This window comes from Thalassospira sp. MCCC 1A01148 (assembly GCF_001613795.1).
Classification (GTDB): Bacteria; Pseudomonadota; Alphaproteobacteria; order Rhodospirillales; family Thalassospiraceae; genus Thalassospira.
In genome coordinates this window covers 34,750-59,275 of record NZ_LPVZ01000020.1, presented here as the reverse complement: position 1 = coordinate 59,275, position 24,526 = coordinate 34,750, and the positions used below count along the sequence as shown (strand labels likewise).

Sequence of the window (24,526 nt, the reverse complement as noted above, 5' to 3'; positions counted from 1 at the left end):
GACAGCGCTTAATTGTGAAAGTTGTGTTTATTTTCGTAAAATCAATATGTTACGAATTTGTTGCAATCGCTTTCAGCCTGTTGCGAATTGCGTGCTAGGATGGCTTTTGTGCGACAATCGATTGTTTTATCGCCGTAATTTCATCGCCATTCACAGTGTAAGCCGGGCCTTGCTGATGGGCGATGATGTCCCAGTCGGCAAATGCGTCTGTCAGTTCATCACGGCGCAGCAGGAAGTCAGGGGATCGTGGGCGTCCGATCGCCTCGTTCCCGACCATGAAGGTTTCATAGATCAGGGTGCCGCCCGGCCGGACTGCGGCGCGAAGGTTTGCAAATAGCGGTCGATGCAGGTAATTGGCGACAATGATCAGATCGAATTGCTGATCGCCCAACGGCCAGTTCCCGGTTTCAAGGTCTGCTTCGATCCAGTTGATTGTCGGTTTTGTTTTGGTATCGGTTTGCGAAAGGTCGCGATCAATTGCCGTAACCTGCCACCCTTGGGCGGCAAGCCAGAAACTGTGCCGCCCCTTGCCGCATGCAAGGTCAAGTGCCTGATTGCAGGCCGGGTTGGGCGTTGGGCAATGTTGTGTGATCCAGTTTGATGGCAATTGGGATGACATTTCTGTAAATCTTGTTTATTCAGTGTGACGCTCGCGGGCTGGCGATTTAAGCCAGTGTGGGCCATATAATCTGTATCTAATAGTTTTATCGTCTCGCGACTGGTTCGGCTTATACAAGTACCATCATGATTCTATTTCAGCTTAAATGCGAACATGATCACGAATTTGAAGCTTGGTTCAAGGACGGCGCAACCTATGAAGCGCAGGCCGCCAACGGTGATTTGTCCTGCCCGATGTGCGGGACATCGAATGTTGGAAAGGCCTTGATGGCACCGCGTCTGCGGACGTCACGCCAGAAAGAGGTTGCCGCTGAAAAGCAGAAGCAAAAGGCTGTCGCCGAGGCAACGCAGGCCGCAATTGCCGAAATCCGCAAACAGGTCGAAAGCAATTGCGAGAATGTCGGTAACAAGTTTGCCGAAGAAGCGCGCAAAATCCATTACGGCGAGACGGAAAAACGCGGCATCTATGGCCAGGCCTCGGTCAAGGAAACCGCAGAGCTGGTGGATGAAGGCATCGATGTCATGGCGCTGCCATGGGATGACGAGACGAAAAAGAACTAATCAGGCGATTCTTGATCAGTCAGGTTTTCGCGCAATCACCATATAATTCACATCCAGATCACGCGGGGCAGGCGACCAGGTGTCGTTGATCGGGTTGTATGCCACACCGGTAATGTCGCTCAGTTCGAGTCCCGCACCGCGCAGATATCCCGACATTTCGGACGGCTTGACGAACTTGCGCCAGTCATGGGTGCCCGCAGGAAGCCAACGCAGAATATACTCTGCGCCGATCTTGGCCAGCGCCAGTGACTTGATGGTGCGGTTCAGCGTGGCAACAAACATCAATCCACCCGGCTTAAGAACCGAAGCACAGGCCTGCATGAAGAATTGCGGGTCATCGACATGTTCGATGACTTCCATATTCAGCACGATATCGAACTGCTTGCCCTCATCAGCCAGAATTTCAGGCGTGCAGCAGCGATAATTGATTTCAAGGCCGGATTGCGCGGCATGGATTTTGGCGACTTCGATGTTGCTTTCCGATGCGTCAATCGAGGTCATCTTTGCCCCCATGCGCGCAAGCGGTTCGGATAGAAGACCCGCACCACAGCCGATATCGACGATTTCGATGTCTTTAAGTGGTTCGATGGTTTCCGGATCGCGGCCAAGATGGGCGCAGATATTGTCGCGCAGGATTTGCAGGCGCACCGGATTGAATTTGTGCAGCGGTTTCATCACACCGTTCGGGTCCCACCACTTTTCAGACATCGCGGAAAAACGTGCGATCTCATCGGCATTGGCGGTGCGGCTGGTTTGTGCGGATGCGTCCGACATGGTGTGGCTCCGAAGGCGTAAAACAACTTTGCTGTATGATGCCCTGTTTACGCCCGCGCGATCTGCAAGGCAATACTCAGCTGTCAAATGACATGGTCACGCAATGGGCCAAGTCATGCGCCAAGCCTCAGTGATATTGGGTAGTTTTCGCATGATATGCGATGCAATTTGCCGCATTCGCATGCCTTGGGGCAATTTCGGGCCAAAAAAATTGCTCTGACGCAATTTATCAGCATCCTTGACGCTTGTTTCATGTGGATTATGGCAGTATTGATAACGCCGCTTGGATCAGGAGAAGCGCTGTGTGTATGGCATGCTATCCTGGGCCGGGACAGGATCACATGCCGTCACGTTCGGACAGCCGATGGACGGCGAGCATAGCGGGGATACTTCATGGCCCGTATTGTCATGAAATTTGGCGGCACTTCGGTCGCCGATGTTGATAAAATCAAGAATGTCGCGCGCCGGGTGAAATCCGAGGTCGATGCCGGCAATCAGGTTGCTGTTGTTGTGTCGGCCATGTCGGGCAAGACCAACGAACTGGTTGGCTGGGCGCAGGAAGTGTCGCCGATGTATGATGCACGTGAATATGACGTGATCGTATCTTCGGGCGAGCAGGTGACTGTCGGACTTCTGGCGATGGCGCTGCAAAGCATGGATGTGCCTGCACGTTCCTGGCTTGGCTGGCAGATTCCGATCAAGACCGACGGGGCACATGCCAAGGCCCGTATCAAGGAAATCGACACCGCCGAGCTTGACAAGCGCCTGAATGGCGGCGAAGTCGTTTGCGTGGCCGGTTTCCAGGGGATCGCACCCGATAATCGTATTACCACACTTGGTCGTGGTGGTTCGGATACCTCGGCCGTTGCCTTGGCCGCAGCACTCGATGCTGATCGTTGTGACATCTATACCGATGTCGATGGTGTTTACACCACCGACCCGCGGATCGTGCCGAAGGCGCGCAAGATCGAAAAAATTACCTACGAAGAAATGCTGGAACTCGCGTCGCTTGGTGCAAAGGTTCTGCAAACCCGTTCAGTCGAGATGGCGATGAACCATCGCGTTCGGGTGCAGGTCCGCTCCACCTTTAGCGAAGCAGAAGGAACACTTGTTGTAGACGAGGACGAAATCGTGGAACAGGAAGTCGTCAGCGGAATTGCCTATAGCCGTGATGAAGCCAAGATCACCTTGGTTAAAGTCGCAGACAAACCGGGCATTGCCGCTTCAATCTTCAGCCCGCTGGCTGATGCCAATATCAATGTCGACATGATCGTGCAGAACGTCTCTGAAGACGGCAAAAGCACGGACATGACCTTTACCGTTCCGCGGGGTGAATTCCAGCGTGCGCTTCAGGTGATAGAAAAAAACAAAGAGCAGATCGCCTATCAGGAACTGCTCAGCACGTCTGATGTGACCAAGGTATCGATCATCGGTGTGGGCATGCGCTCCCACGTGGGTGTTGCCCGCAAGATGTTCGAAACCCTTGCGGAAAAAGGCATCAACATTCAGGTCATCTCGACCTCGGAAATCAAGGTCAGTGTTCTGATTGCCGAGGAATATACCGAGCTTGCCGTTCGTGCCCTGCACACGGCATATGGTCTGGACGCGGAATAAGTTCTTTGCAGTGCTTGCATGCGCAATTAAGCCACTGTTAAAGGACGTATAATATTACATATTAGCTGGAACAGTGTGTTTCGGCCTTTGTGCAGGAGATCACTGGTCTCCTGCATTTCTGCATTTGGGGTACAGAGAATATGAGTGATCCGAAAATTGATGCCGCACGGGCGCGCCTGGAAGACCTGTGGGCGTCGGGCAAGGAGTTCCTTGGCACCGAATACGCTATCCTGGCCGGTGCCATGTCCTGGGTTTCAGAGCGTCACCTTGTTTCGGCCGTTTCCAATGCGGGCGGCTTTGGTGTGATCGCCTGCGGGTCGATGACCCCGGATCTGTTGTCGGCCGAGATCGCCGCCACCAAGGAAATGACCAGCAAGCCTTTCGGCGTCAACCTGATCACCATGCATCCGCAGCTCAATGAACTGATTGAAGTTTGCCGTGAACACAGCGTCGGGCACGTGGTTCTGGCTGGTGGCCTGCCGTCTTCCGCCTCGATCAAGCAGGCCAAGGAATTTGCCAAGGTTATCTGTTTTGCACCGGCACTGGTTTTGGCCAAGAAACTGATCCGGTCGGGTGCCGACGCGCTGGTGATCGAAGGCAGCGAAGCCGGCGGTCATGTCGGCCCGGTATCGCTGACGGTTCTGGCGCAGGAAATCCTGCCGGAAGTTTCCGATATCCCGGTTTTCTGTGCCGGGGGTATAGGCCGCGGTGAAGCGATTACCGGTTTGCTTGAACAGGGGGCGTCGGGTGTTCAGGTCGGTACGCGTCTTGTTTGTGCCGAAGAATGCATTGCCCATCCTGATTTCAAGAAGGCCTTTATACGTGCAAGTGCCCGCGACGCGGTCACCACGGTGCAGCTTGATGATCGCTTCCCGGTTATTCCGGTACGTGCGCTTGCCAACAAGGGTACTGATGAATTCCGCGAGACCCAGCGTGCCGTGATCGAAAAGTTCCGGGCAGGTGAACTTGATCAAGGGGCCGCACAGCTTGAGATTGAGCATTTCTGGGCGGGTGCATTGCGCCGTGCCGTGATTGATGGCGACGTTGAAAGTGGATCGGTTATGGCCGGGCAGTCGGTTGGTATGGTAAAGAAAGAACAACCGGTTTCAGAAATCCTTGAAGAGTTGGTCGAACAGGCCGTTCAATCCCTGGTTAAGAGAGACAGCTAAGTCAAATGAGCATTCCGTCCGCCGCAGTCTCTGGTCCGCGACGCCTTCTAAAGCGCGTCCGCGACGTTATGGCTGGACCGGGGACTGCTGAAGAACGGCTTGGCCAGATCGTGACCATCATTGCTGCTGATATGGTGGCAGAGGTGTGCTCGGTCTATGTCATGCGTGCGGGCGAGGTGCTTGAACTGTTTGCGACGTGCGGTTTGTCCAAAGAGGCCATCCACCTGACCCGCCTGCGCGTGGGCGAGGGGATTGTCGGTTTTGTTGCCGCACATGCGCGCCCGCTTAACCTCAAGGACGCGCAAAGCCATCCGAACTTTGCCTATCGCCCGGAAACGGGTGAGGAAATCTATCATTCCATGATCGGTGTGCCGATCCTGCGTGGTGGTCGCATCATCGGTGTGCTGGCCGTGCAGAACCGGACAGAGCGGCTTTATTCCGAGGACGAACAGGAAGCGCTTGAAAACGTCGCCATGGTGCTGGCCGAAATGGTCGCGGCGGGCGAGCTTGTCAGTCGCGAGGAACTGATCCCGGCGGATGGTATTGCGCTTTTGCCGTTGCGACTTGGCGGGGCGCGTTTGGCGCCTGGCATCGGCAAGGGTCTTGCGGTGTTGCATGAGCCACGCATCGTCATTGACCGCATGGTTTCAGACGACCCGGAAGAAGAGCTCACGCGCCTGCGTGAAGCCATGCATGGCCTGCAAAATCATCTGGATAAAATGCTTGAAGCCGTTTCGGGCATTGATGGCATGGATGAGGGCGATGATCCGGGGGATATTCTGGAAGCCTACCGGATGATTGCCCAGGATACCGGATGGCTTAACCGGATCACCGAAGCCGTCCATACCGGCCTGACGGCCGAGGCCGCGGTCCAGAAGGTACATGACGATACCCGTGCCCGTATGGCGCAGGTGACCGATCCTTATTTGCGCGAACGTCTGCACGATCTTGAAGATCTTGCCAACCGGTTGCTGCAGCATCTTTCGGGGCAGTATCAGTCCCCTGCGTTTGGTGATCTGCCCGATGACATCATTCTGGTGGCGCGCAATATCGGTCCGGCAGAGTTGCTTGATTACGACCATACGCGTCTGCGCGGTTTGGCACTGGAAGAAGGTTCGCATACTTCGCACGTGGCAATTGTAGCGCGCGCACTTGATATTCCGGTTCTGGGCGGGGTCAAGGGGGTCCTTGACAAGGTTGAGGCAGGCGACCCGCTGATCGTGGATTCAGACAACAGCCAGTTGTTCGTTCGCCCAAGCGAGGATGTCCGCGCCGTGATTGACGGGGCGCTGCGTGCCCGGGCCGAACGGAAAGCACTTTATGCCCAGATGCGCGATATGCCCGCGCGCACGACGGATGGGGCGGATATCTCGCTTAATGTGAATGCCGGTCTTTTGATCGACGTGCCGCATGTGATTGAAAGCGGTGCAGATGGTATTGGCCTGTACCGGACGGAAATTCCGTTCATGGTGCGCTCTGCCATGCCCGACATCACCGACCAAACGCGGCTTTATGACCGTATTTTCGAGCAGGCCGAAGGTCGCCCGGTGGTATTCAGGACTCTTGATGTCGGCGGTGACAAACTGTTGCCTTATTGGGAGGATATGACAGAAGAGAACCCGGCGATGGGCTGGCGGTCGATACGGATCACACTGGATCGTCCGGCGGTGCTGGTTCATCAGCTTCGCGCACTTATCCGTGCTGGACATGATCGTGATCTGTACATCATGTTCCCGATGATTGCCGAAGTTGCCGAGTTCGATATGGCCAAGGCAGTGCTCGACGAGCAGCTCAGGCGTGAAGCCACGCGTGGCTTTGTGCCGCGCAAGGTTGAAGTCGGTGCAATGCTTGAAGTGCCAGCACTGATCTGGCAGGCTCCGGCCTTGCTTGATCGTGTTGACTTCCTGTCTGTTGGTACGAACGATTTGTTGCAGTTCATGTTCGCAGCAGACCGTGGGAACCCGCGGATTGAAGGCCGATATGACACATTGTCACCAAGTGTATTTGCATTTATGCGGCAATTGGTGACATTGTGTGATCAGCGGGACGTCCGCCTGACCATTTGTGGTGAGATGGCGGGACGGCCGCTCGAAGCGATGGCCCTCATCGGTTTGGGAATCAAGCGTTTGTCAATGGCACCTGCGTCTGTCGGTCCTGTAAAGGAAATGGTCAGAAGTATGTGCAAGTCTGAAGTTGAACGTTACATCCTTACCGTGATGGATAATCCAACCAGATCGTTGCGATCACGTCTTAAGGCTTTCGCAATAGATCACGGTGTAAAACTTTAAAAACAATCGCTTTTGGTGGGGATATCTGCTAGTTTTATTGCTAGATCGTAACGTGGGGGTGCGGAGTTGGCGATCAAAAAGCGAAAGGAAGATCATTTGGATGACGAAACCCATGGGCGCCTTCGTTTCAGGCCTTTGTCCGGGGATGAGCCATCAAATGATATCGTGATGGACGTAGAGAACAACCAGGTCGGTGGCTACACCGAAGTCGGGAGCTTGCTGAAGGCAACCCGCAATGGTTTGGGGCAATCAGTCGAAGACGTTTGCCGCATGCTACGTATTCGTAGAATTTACATCGAAGCCATCGAAAGCAGTGACTATTCGGCTCTGCCGAACGGTCCTTATGGCCTTGGCTTCGTGAAGGCATATGCTGAACATCTCGGACTGGATGGCGCGGAAATCGCGCGCCGCTTCCGTGAAGAAAGCAACGCGCCAGCTGTACGCAGTGAACTGTCCTTCCCGAAACCGGTTCAGGAAAGCCGGGTGCCGGGTGGTGCCGTTCTTTTGATTGCGGTTATGCTGGGGCTTGGTGCCTATGGTGGCTGGTATTACCTTTCCAGTCAGGGCAAAACCATTGCGGATCTTGTCGATCCGCTGCCCGAACGGCTTGCAAGCTATTCGACAACCGCAAGCGAAGGAACTGCGCCGCGCACGCTTGAAAACGCTGCGGACGCACAGGCCGCCGAGGCCGAAATGGACGCCCCCGCACCCGTCATTTCGGAGCCGGAGCCATCTGTTGCCGTCGCACCTGAAACTGACGTTGAAGAGTTGCCGGTCGAAGAAACTGCTGTTTCCGAAGCCCCGGTTGAGGAACTTGCACCAGAAAGCGTAACGGACCTCGCAGAAGCACCTGCAGAGCCAGTTGAAACGCCTGCTGTCACCGAGGAAGTTGTAGAAGCAGCGCCTGAAGCAGCGCCGGTTTCTGAAGAAGCCCCGGTTGTTGCCGAAGTTGCAGAGGCACCTGTTGAAGAGCAGGTCGCGGAAACACCGGCGGCACCCGCTGCGGAAGTTGCATCAGTTCCGGCCGCACCGGAAGTGGATGATGCCGGTGGTGCCCGCGTCTTTGGTGCTGTCAATGTTGACAGCCGTGTAACCATTTCGGCTGTTGAAACCAGTTGGGTTCGTATCCGCGAAGAAGACGGCAATGTCCTTCTGACCCGTATGTTGACCGCTGGCGATACCTATATGGTCCCGAATCGTGATGGCTTGAAACTTGAAGTCGGCAATGCTGGTGCATTGACGTACAGCATTGACGGTGCAGAAGCCAAGCCGGTCGGTGAATATGGTGCGGTAATCTCGGACTTCTCGCTTGATGTCGGTGATCTTACCCAGACCGAGGAAACCACTGTTCAATAGGTCTGACTGCCCCGAAAGGGTGGTCAAAACAGACAAATTTCAGAAGGCGATCCGACGGGGTCGCCTTTTTTCGTGACAGCCATGCGAAAACTGGCGGAAAATCTGCTAGCCAACGGTTTCTAATCTGCGTTTGATAAGCTATATACACCCCAAGACATCTAAAACATTTTGGAATCGGAAATGAGCGTCCGCCCATATCGCGATATTGAACGCCGCCAAAGCCGTAAAATCCGTGTCGGGGATGTGGAAGTCGGCGGAGATGCACCTATCTCTGTGCAGTCGATGACCAACACCCTGACCACCGATGTGAACGCGACCGTTGCGCAGATCCATCGACTGGAAGAAGCCGGTGCGGATATCGTTCGTGTGTCCTGCCCGGATCAGGAATCAACGGCTGCGCTGAAAGACATCATCAAACAGGTGCATGTCCCGATCGTTGCCGACATCCATTTCCACTATAAACGGGCCATCGAGGCCGCCGAGGCCGGTGCAGCATGCCTGCGCATCAACCCGGGAAATATCGGGTCAACCGAACGCGTCCGCGAAGTCGTCAAGGCGGCGAAGGATCACGGCTGTTCGATGCGCATTGGTGTGAATGCCGGTTCGCTTGAAAAAGAACTTCTGGAACGTTACGGCGAACCGTGCCCGGAAGCTATGGTCGAAAGTGCGCTGAACCACGCCAAGATCCTTGAAGATCAGGATTTCCGTGAATTCAAGATTTCGGTCAAGGCATCTGACGTGTTCCTTGCCGTTGCAGCCTATTACGGTCTTGCCGAGGCATGCGACTATCCGCTGCATCTCGGTATTACCGAAGCCGGTGGTCTGCGCGGCGGGACGGTCAAATCGTCAATTGGTATGGGCAACCTGTTGTGGGCCGGAATTGGTGATACCTTGCGTGTGTCGCTGTCAGCGGACCCGGTTGAGGAAATCCATGTCGGGTTTGATATTCTGAAGTCACTTGGTCTTCGCACCCGTGGCGTTCAGATCATTTCCTGCCCGTCTTGCGCCCGACAGGGATTTAATGTGGTGGAAACTGTTGCCGCCCTTGAAGAACGACTTGCGCATATTTCGACCCCGATTTCGCTGTCGATTATTGGCTGTATCGTCAATGGACCGGGCGAAGCGCGTGAAACCGATATCGGCCTGACCGGTGGCGGTGGTGGAAACCACAAGATGTATATTTCCGGGCGCCCGGATCACAATGTCAGTACGGAAAAGATGGTCGACCATATCGTCGAACTGGTCGAAGAACGTGCCGCAAAAATCGAAGCCGAAGAAGCCGCCAAGAAAACCGCGGCGGAATAGCAAGGCTGTATTGACGACTTTTGGCTTTCCGCCACACCGGCGGAAAGCTATTTTCATGTTCGCATGTGTTTGCGCCGATTGATGTTTCGCGCAAATATCTGGAATTCAAGTTAGATCGGAGACCCAAAGTGGCATCGCTTCAACCCGTCCGTGGCACGCACGACCTTCTGCCGGAACAGAACCGTCTGCAGGATTACATCGCGAATACCGCACGCGAAATCGGCGAGTTGTATGGCTACCATCGCATGACCACGCCGATCTTCGAATTTACCGACGTCTTTGCGCGCACCCTTGGCGATACGTCCGATGTTGTAACCAAGGAAATGTATACCTTTGAGGATCGCGGTGGCGAACAGATTACCCTGCGTCCCGAAGGAACGGCGGGTATTGCGCGTGCCTATATTTCCAACGGCATGCAGCAGATGTCCCCGGTCAAGGTCAGCTATTATGGCCCGATGTTCCGGTATGAACGCCCGCAAAAAGGCCGTCAGCGCCAGTTCCACCAGATCGGTGCAGAACTGCTTGGTGTTGAGCAGGTCGCGGGGGATATCGAAATGATCGGCTATGGCGCGCATATCCTGAAGGCCCTTGGTCTTTGGGACAGCATCACGCTTGAGCTTAACACCCTTGGCGATCCGGAAAGCCGTGCGGCTTACCGCGATGTTCTGGTTGATTACTTCAAGGGTCATTTTGACAAGTTGTCAGAAGACAGCCGGTCGCGCCTTGAAAAGAACCCGCTGCGTATTCTGGATTCCAAGGATGAAGGCGATCGCGAACTGGTGGCCAATGCGCCGCTGTTTGCAGAATACCTCAACGAGCATTCCAAGGAATTCTTCAAGGGCCTGACCGAAGGGCTTGGCGATATCGGTATTAATTACGAGCTGAACCCGCGTCTGGTGCGGGGGCTTGATTACTATTGCCACACCTGTTTCGAATTCACCACCAACACCCTTGGTGCACAGGGCACGGTGATGGCCGGTGGCCGGTATGATGGGCTGATTTCGACCATGGGCGGCCCGCAGACGGCTGGTGTTGGCTGGGCTGCTGGTGTTGAACGCCTGGCCCTGATGGTTGGCGAGGCACCGGCGGGTGCCCGCCCGGTAGCCTTGATCCCGATGGGCGATGCGGCGGAAGCCAAATGTCGCAGCCTTGCGCAGACCCTGCGCGAAAGTGGTGTTGCGGTTGAACTTGGTTATTCCGGCAATATGAAAAAACGCCTGAAGCGCGCGGACAAGGCAAATGCCAAGCTGGCGGTGATCCTTGGTGATGACGAACTTGCAAATGGCGTTGCCCAGCTTCGTGACCTTGATAGCGGTGAGCAGCAGGAAGTCGCGCTTGACCAATTGGCTGATGTGATCGGCAAGAAGTGAGAATGGTGTGACGGACGGGATTTCGCATGAGGATGCCGGGGATTGGCCGCTGGATCGCCTGATGGTGATCGGCACCAATCATCGGCGCTCCAGCGAGGACACCCGAGACCGTCTGTTTATTGAAGAAGCCCGATTGCCCCAGTTTCTCGCTGCAATCGAGCAGGCCCGACTGGGGCAGGCCGTTGTCGTCTCGACCTGTAATCGCACCGAAATCCATCTTTTGGCATCCGAGGCCGAGCGCGGCCGCGAACGCCTGATTGATCTTATGTCGCTTTGGGCCGATCTGGATCGTGATCAATTGGCGGCAGAACTTTACATCCGGTCTGGTCGGGATGCGCTTCGACACATGTTCGCGGTCGCGGCGTCACTCGACAGTCTGGTAATTGGCGAGCCCGAGGTTTTCGGGCAGGTCAAGGATGCCCATCGGATCGCGCGCAAACATGATCTTGTCGGGCGCGAGTTGGAACTGGTTTACCAGACCGCCTATGCCATTGCCAAAAAGGTGCGCAATCAGACCGGGATCGGTCAGGGTGTCGTGTCCATCGCAGCGGCTGCTCAATCGGTGGCGCGCGACCTTCATGGTGACCTTGGTGATTGTACCTTGCTGGTTGCCGGTGCTGGCGATATGGGCGAATTGATTGCGGCATCGCTGGCAGAACGGGGAATTGGCCGTATTCTGGTCACAGACCGGTTGACGGCGCGTGCGCGTCTGGTCGCGCGGCGACTGGATTGCCACTGGTCAGAGATCGGGGATCTTGATCGCCTCCTGGCTGAGGCGGACCTGGTTTTGACGGCGGGTGGATCGCGCCGCTATATGATCGACAAGGAACGCGCGCTCGCATCGGTCAAGCGTCGCCGGTTCCGCCCGGTTCTGATGATTGATACGGCTGTTCCGGGCGATATCGATCCGCAGGTCGACGAGATTGATGAAGTGTTCTTTTACCGGATCGAGGATCTGGAAAAAATCGCCGCCGAAGGGCGCGGTGGACGCGAAGAAAAGGCCGATCAGGCCTGGGCACTGATCGAGGCGGAGATTGATGGCTTTGTCCGTGACCGCGCGCAGCGCGCGGCTGTTCCGGCGATTGCCGATCTGCGTAAGCGGTTTGAAGCCGTGCGCGCGGAGGCGTTGAACGAAAGCCAGGGCGATGCGGAAAAGGCCACACGGCTTTTGGTTAATCGTCTTTTGCATGCGCCGACACAGGCGTTGAAAGATCTGGCGACGACAACAGACGGTGCAGGCACCGTGGAATGGGTCAAGGCCCAGAAGCTTTTGTCGCGCCTGTTTGAACTTGAAGACAAGCCGCTTGGGGGCGATGGCGCACCCGGCGACCCTGAACAGGAGAATAAAGAGTGAGTTTGGACCTTGGGAAACTCGAAGGCGTTACACGCCGGTTCGACGAACTCAACGCGCTTCTTTCAAGCGGAGAGCTTGATGGTGATGGCTTTTCAAAGTTGTCGCGCGAACATGCGGAACTGGCACCGGTGGTCGAGGCAATCGAAGCCTATAAAAAACTGCTGAACGATCTGTCCGAGGCCGAGGAAATCCTGGAAGACCCGGACGGTGATCGCGACATGCGCGAAATGGCCGAAGCCGAAAAATACGATATTCAGGAAAAGCTGCCCGAGGCCGAGCGTCAGATGAAGCTGATGCTGATCCCCAAAGACAGTGCGGATACCAAGAACGCCATCCTTGAAATCCGCGCAGGCACGGGTGGTGAAGAAGCAGCCCTGTTTGCAGCCGATTTGTATCGTATGTATCAGCGATATGCCGAAGGCCGTGGCTGGAAGTTCGAACAGATGGATGCCAGTGAAAACGACCTTGGCGGTTTCAAGGAAGTCATCGTGAATGTTTCAGGGACCGACGTGTTCGCCCGTCTGAAATTTGAAAGTGGTGTGCATCGCGTTCAGCGTGTTCCGGTGACCGAAGGTGGCGGCCGTATTCACACATCTGCGGCAACGGTTGCTGTTCTGCCAGAGGCCGAGGACGTTGACATCAAGATTGATCCCAAGGATCTGCGTATTGATACCTATCGTTCGCAGGGTGCAGGCGGTCAGCACGTGAACACCACCGACAGTGCGGTCCGCATTACACATATTCCGACCGGTGTTGTCGCCGCCAGCCAGGAAGCAAAATCCCAGCACAAGAACAAAGAAAAAGCGATGAAGATGCTGATGTCGCGTCTTTATGATCAGGAACGCGAAAGCAAGGACAGCGAACGTGCCGCTGACCGTAAATCACAGGTCGGGTCGGGGGATCGTTCGGAACGCATTCGCACCTATAACTTCCCGCAAGGGCGCGTGTCCGATCATCGCATCAACCTGACCCTTTATCGGCTGGATGATTTCATTGCCGGTGGTCCTGCGGTTGACGAAATGATTGATGCCCTGATCTCTGAAGAACAGGCGCAAAAGCTTGCCGAAATTGAAAGCTGATCATGTCTTCTGACGCGTCTTCAAACCTTGGCGCCCTGATGGCCGAGGCCGTGACGGCCTTGAGCGAGGCCGGTATTGAAAATGCGCGTATGGATGCGCGCATTTTGCTGGCACGGGCGGCAGGTGTGGATAGTGGCCGGATCAGTGCATGGCCTGAAGATGTCGTTTCTGCTGACAAGGCTGATACGTTTCGCGACATGATTGCGCGTCGCATCGGGCATGAACCGGTGGGACGTATTTTGGGCGAACGTGATTTCTGGCGCCATACTTTCAAATTGTCGCCCGAAACGCTTGAGCCGCGACCCGACAGTGAAACACTTGTCGAATGGGCGATCGATTTTCTGGAAGATGCCGACGCGCCACGGATTGTTGATTTTGGGACGGGCACGGGGTGCCTGTTATTATCAGCGGTTGGTGACTTGCCCGGAGCAACGGGGATTGGTCTTGATCTGAGCGAGGGGGCGGTGACCTGTGCGCGGGAAAATGCGCGGCTTCTCGAACTTGATGATCAGGTCGAGTTTCGTGTCTCGGACTGGGATAGCGCGCTTGACGCCAAGGATCGCGCAGAGGGGTTTGATCTTGTCATGTCAAACCCGCCCTATATTACTGCCGATGAAATGACGACACTTTCGCAAGAAGTGCAGAAATTTGATCCCCGCGTTGCCCTGACGGACGAGGGCGATGGATTGGCGGCTTATCGTGTGTTGTCGCAAGTTGCGTTTGATCTGGCAAAACCGGGCGGCTTTGTCATTTTTGAAATCGGTCGCGGTCAGGAAAAGGATGTCGGGCAGTTGTTGATCGAAGCCGGCTTTGTCGGGGTGGAATACCGTGAAGATCTTGGCGGTATTGTACGTTGCGTTGCGGCAAAGAAAACCCGTTGTTCGGTCGGACGTTGCATAATCTGATAAATCCGCACCTGTGATGTAAAAAAAGCATCTGCGAGTGAAAAAAACAGTTGGAATAAGCCGCCAAGCCATATAGGTTGATTTGAACGGGCCGGGTGCCCGACGCGCTTATGAAAGCGCCGTGTTCCCCTGTAAACAGTCTAGAATCTCCGTTCCTTTCAAGGTTCCCGGCAGGTTTGTACGAATGCCGTGATCGGCGCTGTTTAGCGGGAAATATGTTTTTCAGACGGAGTGGTTCCGGGGCCGATGATGCCGCCGGATTGTCCTTCAACACCAAAGTCATGTTGATATGAGAAATAACAATAAACGTCCGCGCGGACGGCAACAGTCGAATAAACGTCCAGTAAATCCAAAATTTCAGAATTTTGACAGCAATGGGCCGGACGGTCGCGTACGCGGCAATGCCCAGCAGGTTTACGAAAAGTATGTTTCACTAGCAAAGGACGCGACTGACGATCCTGTTCTAGCTGAAAACTACTACCAGCATGCTGAACACTACCATCGTATCCTTCAGGCCGCCCAGGAATGGGAAAATCAGCGCCGTGAAGAACGTGGTGAAAACAATCGTCAGCGTAACAATCGTGGCCGTGACGACCGCAACGACGGCCAGTCAAACCAGAACGACGAACAGCAGGGCGACACCAGTGAAAACGCAGAAAATGCGTCGAACAATGGTGACGACAACAACACCCCTGTAGAAGCAGACAAGAATGCTGCTGAAGCGTCGGAAGATGATGGTGGCAAGCCTAAGCGCGCCCCGCGCGCGCGTCGTTCGGATACACGTAGCACAGGTCGTGGACGTCCGCGGAAATCCGACGAAGCGACCGCTGAGGAAAGCGCACCGGCAGAAACATCTGGTGATGACGCAACAGCCAATACAGACGGTGCTGAATCAGGCGACGAAGGCGAAAAGAAACCGCGTCGCGCCGCAAGCAGTTCTGCGCGTACCCGTGGTCGTCATCCGACCGCACGCCGTGGTCGCAGCCGGGCTGCCGGCCGTGAAGATGAAGAAGGTGCTACTTCTGACGAGGGATCCGAACCGGTTTCGGCCTGATCAGAAACGAACTTCGACATGACAAACACCCCTGCAAGCAGGCCGCTTGCAGGGGTGTTGTCGTTTTGGTTCAGAAGAATATAGCTGGTTGTTCCCCCAAAGATGCAGTGCTTTAAGAGACGTGAAACTGTATAAGCATATAATTGAATACCCCGCACAACCTTCGATTATTGTTGGTGCGGGATCGGGGACAAAATACAATTAAAACCGTGAAACCAAGATCGGCAACTTGCAGCCGGCATTCTTTCACGGCATCGGCGCATTTTCGGGGAGTGATTGATGGGGACTGGCTTATTTCGGGTCGTCATGGTTTTGTTGTGGGCTCTTGGTGCGATGGTTGTCGCCCTTGGCCTGTTTAACGGTGATTATGAACTGGCACTTCTCGGTGCTGTATGTTTCATCATTCCCATGTTCCTGCCGCTGGTTGTCATTGTCCTCAATCGCATGAAATCGCCCGCGTCGAGGAAATCAAAGAAACCTGCCAATGCGGCCGAGGCGGCAAAAATGAAGGCCGAGGGGCAGTGGGCAAGTGTCGAAGACCTCAATGGTCGCAAGCTTCTTGAAAACAGTCCGGATTTGGTTCTTGGTCGCTGGGGTGAGAACAAGCGTTTACTTGGGGCGAGTGGCCTGAAGCGCGTTCTGACCTTTGCCACCAAGCCCGAGGAATATTATCGTGCATCCGCGGAACCAAATGCGCTTTTGCATCCCGGAAATCTGTTTGTTTATGAACGCCACGGCAGCATTTTCCGCGCGATCCATGATCGCAGAAGCAAGATGGGGCAACGGCTGATTGTCATTGACCCGCACAAGCAATCCGGCGCGGAAACAGAGCAATTCAATCCGTTCGATTTCATTCGCCAACAAGGTGAAGGCTTGATTTCCGATACGGGTTTCATTGCCGACACGCTGCTGGCGCCTGTATTTGTGCAGGAACTGGATGAACAGGAAGTTCGGATCGCCCGAACCCTGCTTCAGGGCTTTATTGTTTTCACAATCCAGAGAAGTCCCAAGGAAGACCGCAACCTTGGCGAGGTGCGTCGTAACCTGATCATGCCATCGCACCGGTTCTATAAAATTCTTGAAGAATTGATGAGCATTGAGTCCGCGGACGGCCGTATATCCGAGGTCGCGCTGAACATTCTTGATATGACCGAAGATCAGCGCATGAAGATAATCGAGGCTTGTCGGGCGGCAACCGAGGAGTTTGACAACCCGCAGATCGCGCGTCTGGTGAGTAAAAGCAGCTTCACGCTTGAGGACATCACAAGCGGCCCGGTTTCGATCTTTGTCATTGGCCAGCTTGGCGGTGAAAACCCGCAAGTTCAGCCATCGTTTAGCCGTGTGATGCTGTCGGGGATTATGAACCTGATCAATCAGCGGGGATGGAAGTCCGGTGACCCGGAGTTTCTTGTTTTGCTCGACGGGATCGAACGTGTTGGCCGTATGCCGTTGTTTGAGCGCCTTTTGGGCGGTGGTTATGGCGATGGCATGATTGTCTGGCCCGGTTTTTCGGGCGTCAGTGGTCTGATGGATGTCTGTCTGAACTGGGAAAACGTGGTTGGGCGCGTTGATGCCATTTCTGTTCTAAGTCAGGAAGGTGCGTTCAACCTTGACTGGGTTTCTGGTCTGACGGCGATGTCGAGATTTGAGGACACCGGCGGCGGCAAGGATACCAGCCGACCGGTACATCTGCGATCACAGGATACTCAGGCGATCCTGAAATCGCCCGAAGTCGCCCGCTTCCCGAAGGAAGAGCAAATCCTGTTTCGTAAGGGATGCCCACCCATTCGTGCCTATCGTATCGACTGGTATCATGACGAGATGTTCAAGGGCATGGCTGTCCATGCCCCAACATTCAATTCCGACAATGACTGACCGCGGCTAGGCAAGGATCAGTTCGTCGCCCGGCGTGATGGTGCCATCGTCAAGTGCCTCAAGGTATACACCCATGTAAAGGTGGTTTACCCCCTTGCGCAGCATCAGCGGAACGTTGATGTCGGCAACTGCGGTATCGGGATTAACACTGGTCGCCTTGCAGCGCGTAATCGGGTGGACGACACGGAACGAAACATCATTGATCTTGATGATCTTGTCCTCGTTCCATTCCAGTTCTTTCCAAGGTTCCAGCCCGTCAACCAACAGGTTGCCGCGAAAACGCATCGGATCGATTTCACTTTGGACAATCCGGCTGCCAAAATCGCGAATTGATGCGAGGTTGAGAAGCGATATGTATGGTTCTTTCATGTCGCCGAAATTGGTGTCGGGGACTGAATAGATTCTTGGTGTGCCTGCGATCTCGTTTTTCAGAAACGCCTTGAGGAAATCCTCGACCACAGTGCGCCCCATGGATTCATCAAGCTTGCCCTTGCAAATCGCCCGACCATTTCGAAGAATTGTCAGCGTGCAGGTGGCGTCGTCATAATCGGTGCCGATTTCTGCCAGTTTGGGCGTGTTGACCAATTGCAGGAAATTGCTTTTACGGGCCCATTCATGAACGCCTTCCTGGCCAACAGATGATTGGGTGGCGATCACAAAACGACGATCATCGGTAATCATGTGGTGTGCGCTTATTTTTGCCTCTTTAAGGTCAACACCGCGCATTCCCTTGACCGGGTATCTTTTGATGGCTTTGAGTTCGATCGTCATGATCTGTGTTCCTGTATGGCGCTTTGACATGCCGGAAAAACGGGACGAATGGCATGTCTATTTTGTCTGTTCGGGCGACGTTAGAACGTTGTTTTGCCAAGGGCAACCCTTGATGCGTAGCTCGGTGGTGCATACGACAACGCGTTTTACTCAGCGATCTCTGATGATATCTGGAATAATGCCAGAAAGTTGTGTTGCAGTGCACAATTAATTCTTGCAACTTTTGTAGGGGGATATGGTTGCAAACGCGCTAGACTGAGACATATCAATGTTGTCGCTGTCGAAATAATCTATAATTTGAAAATTCGGTAATGACACCAATGTCGTGGACGCTTCCAAGAAGGTCCACATCGTCTGAATACTGTTGGCTCAAGGAGTGACAGGAATGGAATTTGAAAACTTCACGGATCGGTCAAAAGGCTTTCTGCAGTCGGCGCAATCGCTTGCGCTGCGTGAAAACCATCAGCAATTTGTCCCGATCCATCTGCTTAAGGTGCTGCTTGATGACGAAGAAGGTCTGGCAGCCAATCTGATCAAGGCATCCGGTGGCAAGCCCAAGCTTGCCCAGGAACGTTGCGCGCAGGAATTGGCAAAACTGCCAAAGGTTTCTGGCGGCAATGGTCAGATCTATCTTTCGTCCGAATTTGCCCGCCTGATTGATCAGGCACAGGAAATCGCCAAGAAGGCCGGTGACAGCTTTGTCACGGCGGAACGGTTGCTTCTGACCATTGCGCTTGATCCGAAATCAACCGCGGGCAAGGTGCTGGCTGATGCGGGTGTTACCGCACAGGCGCTGAACGGTGCGATCAATGACATCCGCAAGGGCCGGACCGCCGATAGTGCGGGTGCCGAAAGCCAGTATGATGCGCTGAAAAAATATGCCCGTGACCTGACCGAGGCGGCGCGTGAAGGCAAACTTGACCCTGTGATTGGCCGTGACGAGGAAATCCGTCGTGCGGTGCAGGTACTGTCACGTCGGACCAAGAACAACCCGGTTCTGATTGGTGAGCCCGGTGTGGGTAAAACCGCGATTGCCGAAGGTCTGGCACTGCGTATCGTCAAGGGTGATGTGCCCGAAACGCTGAAGGACAAGAAACTTCTGTCGCTTGACCTTGGTGCGTTGATTGCCGGCGCGAAATTCCGTGGTGAATTTGAAGAACGCCTGAAAGCGGTTCTGAGCGAGATTGAATCAGAAGCCGGTCAGGTTGTGCTGTTCATTGACGAATTGCACACCCTTGTCGGTGCTGGTAAGGCCGAAGGATCGATGGATGCATCGAACCTTTTGAAACCGGCTTTGGCCCGTGGTGAGCTGCACTGCGTTGGTGCGACAACCCTTGATGAATACCGTCAGCATATCGAAAAGGACGCAGCACTCGCCCGTCGTTTCCAGCCGGTGTTCGTCAGCGAACCGTCGGTGGCTGACACGGTTTCGATCCTGCGCGGGATCAAGGACAAATACGAACTCCATCACGGGGTCCGTATTGCCGATGCCGCGCTGGTGGCCGCAGCCACACTTTCGAACCGCTACATCACGGATCGGTTCTTGCCAGACAAGGCTATCGATTTGATGGATGAGGCGTCCTCGCGTCTGCGCATGGAGCTTGATTCCAAACCGGAAGAAATCGACGAACTCGACCGTCGTATCATCCAGCTCAAGATTGAGCGTGAAGCGCTCAAGAAGGAGCAGGACACTGCGTCGAAAGATCGCCTTGGCCGTCTGGACAAGGAACTGGCCGAGCTTGAAGGAAAATCCGCCGAGCTGACCGCGAAATGGGAAGCCCAGAAGAAAGAACTGGCCGCATCAACCCATATCAAGGAACAGCTTGATCAGGCGCGTGGTGAACTTGAACGTGCGATGCGTGATGGCAAGCTTGATCGTGCCGGACAGCTTCAATACGAAGAAATCCCGGCTTTGATGACGCTGCTTGAAAAGGCGGAAAACGATCCGTCGCGTGGCATCAAGGAAGAAGCGGTGACCGACAAGCACATCGCGTCTGTTGTGTCGCGTTGGACCGGTATCCCGGTCGACAAGATGCTTGAGGGCGAGCGTGAAAAGCTTCTGGAAATGGAAGACACGCTGCGCAAACGGGTTGTTGGTCAGGATGATGCCGTGCGGTCCATCTCGAACGCGGTACGCCGTGCGCGGGCGGGCTTGCAGGATCCAAACCGACCGATTGGTTCGTTCCTGTTCCTTGGCCCCACGGGTGTTGGTAAAACCGAGCTGACCAAGGCGCTGGCGCAGTTCCTGTTTGATGATGAACAGGCCATGGTGCGGATTGATATGTCCGAATTTATGGAAAAGCATGCGGTGGCGCGTCTGATTGGTGCGCCTCCGGGCTATGTCGGCTATGAGGAAGGCGGTTCGCTGACCGAAGCGGTACGTCGTCGGCCGTATCAGGTCGTCCTGTTTGACGAGGTCGAAAAAGCACATCCCGATGTGTTCAACGTCCTGCTGCAGGTGCTTGATGAAGGGCGTCTGACCGATGGGCAGGGCCGTGTTGTCGACTTCCGCAATACGCTGATCATTCTGACCTCGAACCTTGGTGGGGAAATCCTTGCCAATCAGGAACCGGGTCATGACAGCGGTGAAGTCCGCGCCCAGGTCATGGAAATCGTTCGGGCATCGTTCCGTCCGGAATTCCTCAACCGTCTGGATGAGACCATCCTGTTCCATCGTCTGCATCGTGATCAGATGGGCAAGATCGTCGATATCCAGCTTGGTCGCCTCGAGAAGCTTCTGTTTGATCGCAAGATCAATCTTGAACTTGATGACGGTGCCAAGGATTGGCTGGCCGAAAAAGGTTATGACCCGATCTATGGTGCCCGTCCGCTCAAACGCGTTATCCAGCGTTATCTGCAGAACCCGCTGGCCATGCAGATCCTGGAAGGCGGGATTAGCGACGGCGATACGGTTCCTGTTTCGGCCGAGGCCGGTGACCTTTTGCTGAATGGCAAGAAAGTCGATGTTGTTGACTAAGGTCACCTGAAATCTCACATACAAGACCCCGGTTGGTTAACCGGGGTTTTGTCTTTTTCGGGCCATGATTGTTTTTCATGATAGTGATCATCAGATGCCTTAACCAACACGACAGGACTGCGCATGCAAAACCCGATGACAAATCGCCTTTTCAAAGCCGGCGTTGCTGCGCTTGTTTTGGGGTATCTCGTCGCCCCTGTTCACGCCCAGTCTTTCTTTGACAAAGCCAAGGACGCCCTTGGTGATGCGATGACGTCATCTGGTTCGGGAAGCACGTCCGGCGACAGTGGATCGGCGATTTCCGCCCTGTCATCAGATACGGTCGAGCAGGGGCTCAAGCAGGCGCTTGATATCGGGGTTGAGCTGGTGATCGATCAGCTTGGGGCTGTCGATGGCTTTAATGCCGATCCGGTCGCCCATATTCCACTGCCAGACGAGGTTGAGGCCGCACAGAAGCTTATGGATGCTGCGGGTCTTGGCAGTTACGCCGATGAAATCGAATTGCGCATGAACCGGGCAGCCGAGCAGACGATGCAGGATGCCGGGGATATTCTGGTCAATGCGGTGCGTCAGATGACGGTAGCCGATGCCAAGGGTATCTTGCAGGGCCCGGGTGACGCCGCAACCCAATATTTGCGACGTGTTTCGGGCAACGATATCGAAGGCCGCTTGCGCCCGATGATAACAGACGCACTGTCAGATACCGGGGCCTTGTCGCTTTATGATCAGATGGTTGGTCAATATGACCAACTGCCATTTGTGCCCGACCTCAAGGCATCATTGACCGACCACGCAACAGACAAGGCGATGGATGGCCTGTTCCATTATATCGCGCTTCAGGAAGCAGATATTCGAAGCGATCCGACCCGCTGGACCACCGATATCCTTGAAAAAGTCTTTTCGAGCGCCAACTGAGTGGCGAGCCCCTTAGCGGTACTTTTCCGGCAGTGGTTCCCAGCGATCACGCATATCGGCAAGCGTTTCGTCGGGCACCATATGGATGCTGCCAAAACGGCCATGGCATTCGACGATCTGCAACAGAATGTCGTGCTTGTCGGCCATATCGATATAGGCCTTCATTTCCCAGAAACGGGTGAATGTGTTGGAGACAACAACGTCATACCCCTCGGACAGGGAGTTGTGACATTCGGCCTCGCACCTTGCGTGGGTTTGTGACAGGCGGGTGCCGTCAAATTCGTAAAACCCTTCATGGTCGACCATGAACATGTCGGCTTCCAGATGCACGGCACCGGTCGCCTGACACAGGTTTTTGGCAAGCGTCGATTTACCTGATCCGGGAAGCCCCCGGACCAGGGTAAGGGTTTGTTTGATGTCTTTGGGGCGGGTCATCGTCTTTATGGTCAGTCGTTTGGCTTCTATTGGCCGCCGCGCTTGCGCTGATAAAGGCCATCAAGCTGTTTGGCATAGGCTTCGCGGATTTTGTGGCGGCGGATTTTCATCGACGGGGTCAGCATTTCATTGTCGATGGTAAAGGGCGCTTCGGCAAACATGAAGCTGCGCACCTTTTCAATGGTCGACAGGCGTTTGTTCACCCGGTCAATGGCCGAACGGATGATCTTGCGGAATTCCTCGTTCTTGCCAAGGGCCTCGATATCATTCGTTAGCCCGTTGTCGCGGGCAAATTCGCGCATGAAGTCTTCTTCGGGCCACAGAACAGCCACCAGATAGGGCTTGTCATCGCCATAGACCATGGCTTGGGAAATCTCGGTCTCAAGGGTCATCAGGCCTTCGATCCGCTGGGGCGAAATATTGTCGCCACCGGAATTGACGATGATGTCCTTCTTGCGGTCCGTGATCATCAGGCTGCCCTGTTCATCGAACGTGCCGATATCACCGGTATGCAGCCAGCCGTCGATAATGGTCGATGCCGTGACTTCGGGCAGGTTCCAGTAACCCTTCATCATGCTTTCACCGCGCAGCAGGATTTCACCGTCATCGGCAATCTTGACCTCGGCCCCGACCATCGGTGGGCCGACAGTGCGCAGCTTGTTGTTTTCTGCACGGTTGCACGATACCACCGGGGCGAATTCCGTCTGGCCATAGCCCTGAAGAATGCGGATGCCGCATGAGACGAACAAAACACCCAGTTCGTAATTCAGCGGTCCACCACCCGATACCATCGCCTTGATCCGTCCGCCAAAGCGCTGACGCAGCTTTCGACGGAGCAACAGTTCACAGGCAAGGTTCTGAAGCTTTTCGATCGGCCCCAGTCGTTCGCCTTCGTAATTCTTGCGGCCAAGACGAAGTGTAAGGTCAAACAGCTTTTGCTTCAGTCCGCCTTCCTTTTCGACCATGCGGCTCATGCGCTGATAGAGCATTTCATAAAGGCGCGGCACAGCCGTCATGATGGTCGGTTTGACTTCGGCCAGATTGGCGGCCAGCTTATCAAGCCCTTCGGCGTAATAGATCTGGGCATCAATACTGATCGGGAAATAAAGGCCCGCAGTATGTTCATAGGAATGCGACAGTGGCAGGAAGGACAGGAAGATTTCCTTGTCGATGCCAAGGGTTTCGATGATGTCAAACGCGCCCATGCAGTTTGAAATGATCGCCCCGTGGCTGAGCATCACACCCTTGGGCGAGCCGCCGGTGCCCGAAGTGTAAATCAGGCAGGCAAGGTCTTCGCGATTGATCTTGGAGATCCAGGCATCCACGTCGTGGGTCAGGCCGCGCCCCTTGGCAATCAGATCATCCCAGCGCGAAATGGTGATATCACCGACAAAGCTTTGTCCCCATTCTTCCATCATGATCGCATGGCGGCAGCGCCCGCTATCAAGGGCGGCATGCAGGAAGGGCTGGGCAAGTTTCTTGGTCGAGATGATGGCAATCGCCGCACCACTGTCTTCGATCGCGTGAAGATGATCGCGCTCGGTATTGGTGGTGTAGGCCGGAACGGTCATGGCCCCGACGCACATGATGGCAAGGTCGGCAATCCCCCATTCGGTGCGGTTTTCCGAAACCAGCAGAACCCGATCACCGGGGCGTACGCCAATGTCATAAAGGGAACGGGCAAGCGCACGCACCTGATCGGCAGCTTCTTGCCAACTGGTGGATTCAAATTCCTTGCTTTCGGGATTTTTCGTCCAGAGAAACGGCGCGTTGCCATGTTTCTTGGCCTTGTCGAAAAACATGGTCGGCAAGTTTTGCCAATCGGCATAATCCTGCAAACTCGTCATGGCGTTTCCTTGCCTCACTGTCTGTTCCCGTGAATGGGCAATCTTGGCGCTGCCCTGATGGGGACGTTGTCCTCGGTCTTTATACCCATATAAGTGCCGGGCAGATCGGAATAAACGAACGTTCCAAGATGAATTTGTTATCAGGGATTGCGTAATTGCGCAGCCTGAAAATGACATTTTAAAGACCGATTTGTCACCGATGTCACAGCAACGCGCGATTGTGGGCAGTGTTCCGGGTCACACTCGTGTGAAATACCGT

Annotated in this window: 19 protein-coding genes; 14 read left to right on the top strand and 5 right to left on the bottom strand. The window is 54.8% G+C overall.

What is annotated here, in order from left to right; all coding sequences use genetic code 11:
• Positions 1-94 precede the first annotated feature (94 nt).
• Positions 95-619 (bottom strand): bifunctional 2-polyprenyl-6-hydroxyphenol methylase/3-demethylubiquinol 3-O-methyltransferase UbiG, encoded by a 525-nt coding sequence (locus AUQ43_RS09845; protein ID WP_062956101.1) that lies wholly within the window; start codon positions 617-619, stop codon positions 95-97.
• A 125-nt stretch (positions 620-744) separates the two neighbouring features.
• Here AUQ43_RS09845 and AUQ43_RS09840 point away from each other — a divergent pair, with 125 nt between their 5' ends.
• Complete coding sequence (locus tag AUQ43_RS09840; RefSeq protein ID WP_062956100.1) at positions 745-1,179, top strand: DUF1178 family protein; 435 nt, start codon at positions 745-747, stop codon at positions 1,177-1,179.
• Between the two features lie 15 nt (positions 1,180-1,194).
• On the opposite strand, the gene ubiG is transcribed toward AUQ43_RS09840, so the two are convergent.
• Complete coding sequence (gene ubiG / locus AUQ43_RS09835) at positions 1,195-1,953, bottom strand: bifunctional 2-polyprenyl-6-hydroxyphenol methylase/3-demethylubiquinol 3-O-methyltransferase UbiG (protein ID WP_062956099.1); 759 nt, start codon at positions 1,951-1,953, stop codon at positions 1,195-1,197.
• Between the two features lie 393 nt (positions 1,954-2,346).
• Here ubiG and AUQ43_RS09830 point away from each other — a divergent pair, with 393 nt between their 5' ends.
• From AUQ43_RS09830 to AUQ43_RS09780, 11 genes are all read left to right on the top strand, one after another.
• Positions 2,347-3,567: an aspartate kinase gene (locus AUQ43_RS09830; RefSeq protein ID WP_062956098.1), complete on the top strand. Its 1,221-nt coding sequence runs from the start codon at positions 2,347-2,349 to the stop codon at positions 3,565-3,567.
• A gap of 140 nt (positions 3,568-3,707) precedes the next feature.
• Positions 3,708-4,736 (top strand): nitronate monooxygenase family protein, encoded by a 1,029-nt coding sequence (locus tag AUQ43_RS09825; protein ID WP_062956097.1) that lies wholly within the window; start codon positions 3,708-3,710, stop codon positions 4,734-4,736.
• Positions 4,737-4,741: 5 nt separating this feature from the next.
• On the top strand, positions 4,742-7,024 hold the full coding sequence (gene ptsP, locus AUQ43_RS09820) for a phosphoenolpyruvate--protein phosphotransferase (protein WP_062956096.1): 2,283 nt from the start codon (positions 4,742-4,744) through the stop codon (positions 7,022-7,024).
• A 96-nt stretch (positions 7,025-7,120) separates the two neighbouring features.
• Positions 7,121-8,380, top strand: a complete 1,260-nt coding sequence (locus AUQ43_RS09815) for a helix-turn-helix domain-containing protein (RefSeq protein WP_062957233.1) — start codon at positions 7,121-7,123, stop codon at positions 8,378-8,380.
• A gap of 180 nt (positions 8,381-8,560) precedes the next feature.
• Positions 8,561-9,685, top strand: coding sequence for a flavodoxin-dependent (E)-4-hydroxy-3-methylbut-2-enyl-diphosphate synthase (ispG, locus tag AUQ43_RS09810; protein ID WP_062956095.1), 1,125 nt, complete (start codon positions 8,561-8,563; stop codon positions 9,683-9,685).
• 128 nt (positions 9,686-9,813) lie between these two features.
• Positions 9,814-11,055 (top strand): histidine--tRNA ligase, encoded by a 1,242-nt coding sequence (gene hisS, locus AUQ43_RS09805; RefSeq protein ID WP_062957232.1) that lies wholly within the window; start codon positions 9,814-9,816, stop codon positions 11,053-11,055.
• 7 nt (positions 11,056-11,062) lie between these two features.
• The gene (gene hemA, locus AUQ43_RS09800) at positions 11,063-12,409 is read left to right on the top strand and encodes a glutamyl-tRNA reductase (RefSeq protein WP_062956094.1); all 1,347 of its coding nucleotides are present in this window, start codon (positions 11,063-11,065) and stop codon (positions 12,407-12,409) included.
• Complete coding sequence (gene prfA / locus AUQ43_RS09795) at positions 12,406-13,488, top strand: peptide chain release factor 1 (protein WP_062956093.1); 1,083 nt, start codon at positions 12,406-12,408, stop codon at positions 13,486-13,488. The genes hemA and prfA overlap by 4 nt, the downstream gene beginning before the upstream one ends.
• Before the next feature lie 2 nt (positions 13,489-13,490).
• The gene (gene prmC / locus AUQ43_RS09790) at positions 13,491-14,393 is read left to right on the top strand and encodes a peptide chain release factor N(5)-glutamine methyltransferase (RefSeq protein WP_062956092.1); all 903 of its coding nucleotides are present in this window, start codon (positions 13,491-13,493) and stop codon (positions 14,391-14,393) included.
• Between the two features lie 289 nt (positions 14,394-14,682).
• Entirely contained in the window at positions 14,683-15,447 is a 765-nt protein-coding gene (locus AUQ43_RS09785) for a DUF4167 domain-containing protein (RefSeq protein WP_062956091.1), read from the top strand.
• Between the two features lie 279 nt (positions 15,448-15,726).
• A complete protein-coding gene (locus AUQ43_RS09780; protein WP_062956090.1) occupies positions 15,727-17,322 on the top strand; it encodes a type IV secretory system conjugative DNA transfer family protein in 1,596 nt (531 codons plus the stop codon).
• 6 nt (positions 17,323-17,328) lie between these two features.
• Here AUQ43_RS09780 and AUQ43_RS09775 read toward each other — a convergent pair whose 3' ends face one another.
• Positions 17,329-18,093, bottom strand: a complete 765-nt coding sequence (locus AUQ43_RS09775) for an MOSC domain-containing protein (RefSeq protein ID WP_062957231.1) — start codon at positions 18,091-18,093, stop codon at positions 17,329-17,331.
• A gap of 385 nt (positions 18,094-18,478) precedes the next feature.
• Here AUQ43_RS09775 and clpB point away from each other — a divergent pair, with 385 nt between their 5' ends.
• Both clpB and AUQ43_RS09765 read left to right on the top strand, forming a co-directional pair.
• Positions 18,479-21,070, top strand: a complete 2,592-nt coding sequence (clpB, locus tag AUQ43_RS09770) for an ATP-dependent chaperone ClpB (RefSeq protein ID WP_062956089.1) — start codon at positions 18,479-18,481, stop codon at positions 21,068-21,070.
• 135 nt (positions 21,071-21,205) lie between these two features.
• A complete protein-coding gene (locus AUQ43_RS09765; protein ID WP_232310649.1) occupies positions 21,206-21,985 on the top strand; it encodes a DUF4197 domain-containing protein in 780 nt (259 codons plus the stop codon).
• A gap of 12 nt (positions 21,986-21,997) precedes the next feature.
• On the opposite strand, the gene AUQ43_RS09760 is transcribed toward AUQ43_RS09765, so the two are convergent.
• Complete coding sequence (locus AUQ43_RS09760) at positions 21,998-22,420, bottom strand: ATP-binding protein (protein WP_062956087.1); 423 nt, start codon at positions 22,418-22,420, stop codon at positions 21,998-22,000.
• A gap of 26 nt (positions 22,421-22,446) precedes the next feature.
• Positions 22,447-24,267 carry a long-chain fatty acid--CoA ligase gene (locus AUQ43_RS09755; RefSeq protein WP_062956086.1) on the bottom strand — a complete coding sequence of 607 codons (1,821 nt, stop codon included), beginning with the start codon at positions 24,265-24,267 and terminating at the stop codon, positions 22,447-22,449.
• Positions 24,268-24,526 lie beyond the last annotated feature (259 nt).

What these genes read in the sequence shown, in the direction of transcription:
- AUQ43_RS09845 (WP_062956101.1), bottom strand. Translation starts at nt 619, where the DNA reads ATGTCATCCCAATTGCCATCAAACTGGATCACACAACATTGCCCAACG.
- AUQ43_RS09840 (WP_062956100.1), top strand. Translation starts at nt 745, where the DNA reads ATGATTCTATTTCAGCTTAAATGCGAACATGATCACGAATTTGAAGCT.
- ubiG (WP_062956099.1), bottom strand. Translation starts at nt 1,953, where the DNA reads ATGTCGGACGCATCCGCACAAACCAGCCGCACCGCCAATGCCGATGAG.
- AUQ43_RS09830 (WP_062956098.1), top strand. Translation starts at nt 2,347, where the DNA reads ATGGCCCGTATTGTCATGAAATTTGGCGGCACTTCGGTCGCCGATGTT.
- AUQ43_RS09825 (WP_062956097.1), top strand. Translation starts at nt 3,708, where the DNA reads ATGAGTGATCCGAAAATTGATGCCGCACGGGCGCGCCTGGAAGACCTG.
- ptsP (WP_062956096.1), top strand. Translation starts at nt 4,742, where the DNA reads ATGAGCATTCCGTCCGCCGCAGTCTCTGGTCCGCGACGCCTTCTAAAG.
- ispG (WP_062956095.1), top strand. Translation starts at nt 8,561, where the DNA reads ATGAGCGTCCGCCCATATCGCGATATTGAACGCCGCCAAAGCCGTAAA.
- prmC (WP_062956092.1), top strand. Translation starts at nt 13,491, where the DNA reads ATGTCTTCTGACGCGTCTTCAAACCTTGGCGCCCTGATGGCCGAGGCC.
- AUQ43_RS09785 (WP_062956091.1), top strand. Translation starts at nt 14,683, where the DNA reads ATGAGAAATAACAATAAACGTCCGCGCGGACGGCAACAGTCGAATAAA.
- AUQ43_RS09780 (WP_062956090.1), top strand. Translation starts at nt 15,727, where the DNA reads ATGGGGACTGGCTTATTTCGGGTCGTCATGGTTTTGTTGTGGGCTCTT.
- AUQ43_RS09775 (WP_062957231.1), bottom strand. Translation starts at nt 18,093, where the DNA reads ATGACGATCGAACTCAAAGCCATCAAAAGATACCCGGTCAAGGGAATG.
- clpB (WP_062956089.1), top strand. Translation starts at nt 18,479, where the DNA reads ATGGAATTTGAAAACTTCACGGATCGGTCAAAAGGCTTTCTGCAGTCG.
- AUQ43_RS09765 (WP_232310649.1), top strand. Translation starts at nt 21,206, where the DNA reads ATGACAAATCGCCTTTTCAAAGCCGGCGTTGCTGCGCTTGTTTTGGGG.
- AUQ43_RS09760 (WP_062956087.1), bottom strand. Translation starts at nt 22,420, where the DNA reads ATGACCCGCCCCAAAGACATCAAACAAACCCTTACCCTGGTCCGGGGG.
- AUQ43_RS09755 (WP_062956086.1), bottom strand. Translation starts at nt 24,267, where the DNA reads ATGACGAGTTTGCAGGATTATGCCGATTGGCAAAACTTGCCGACCATG.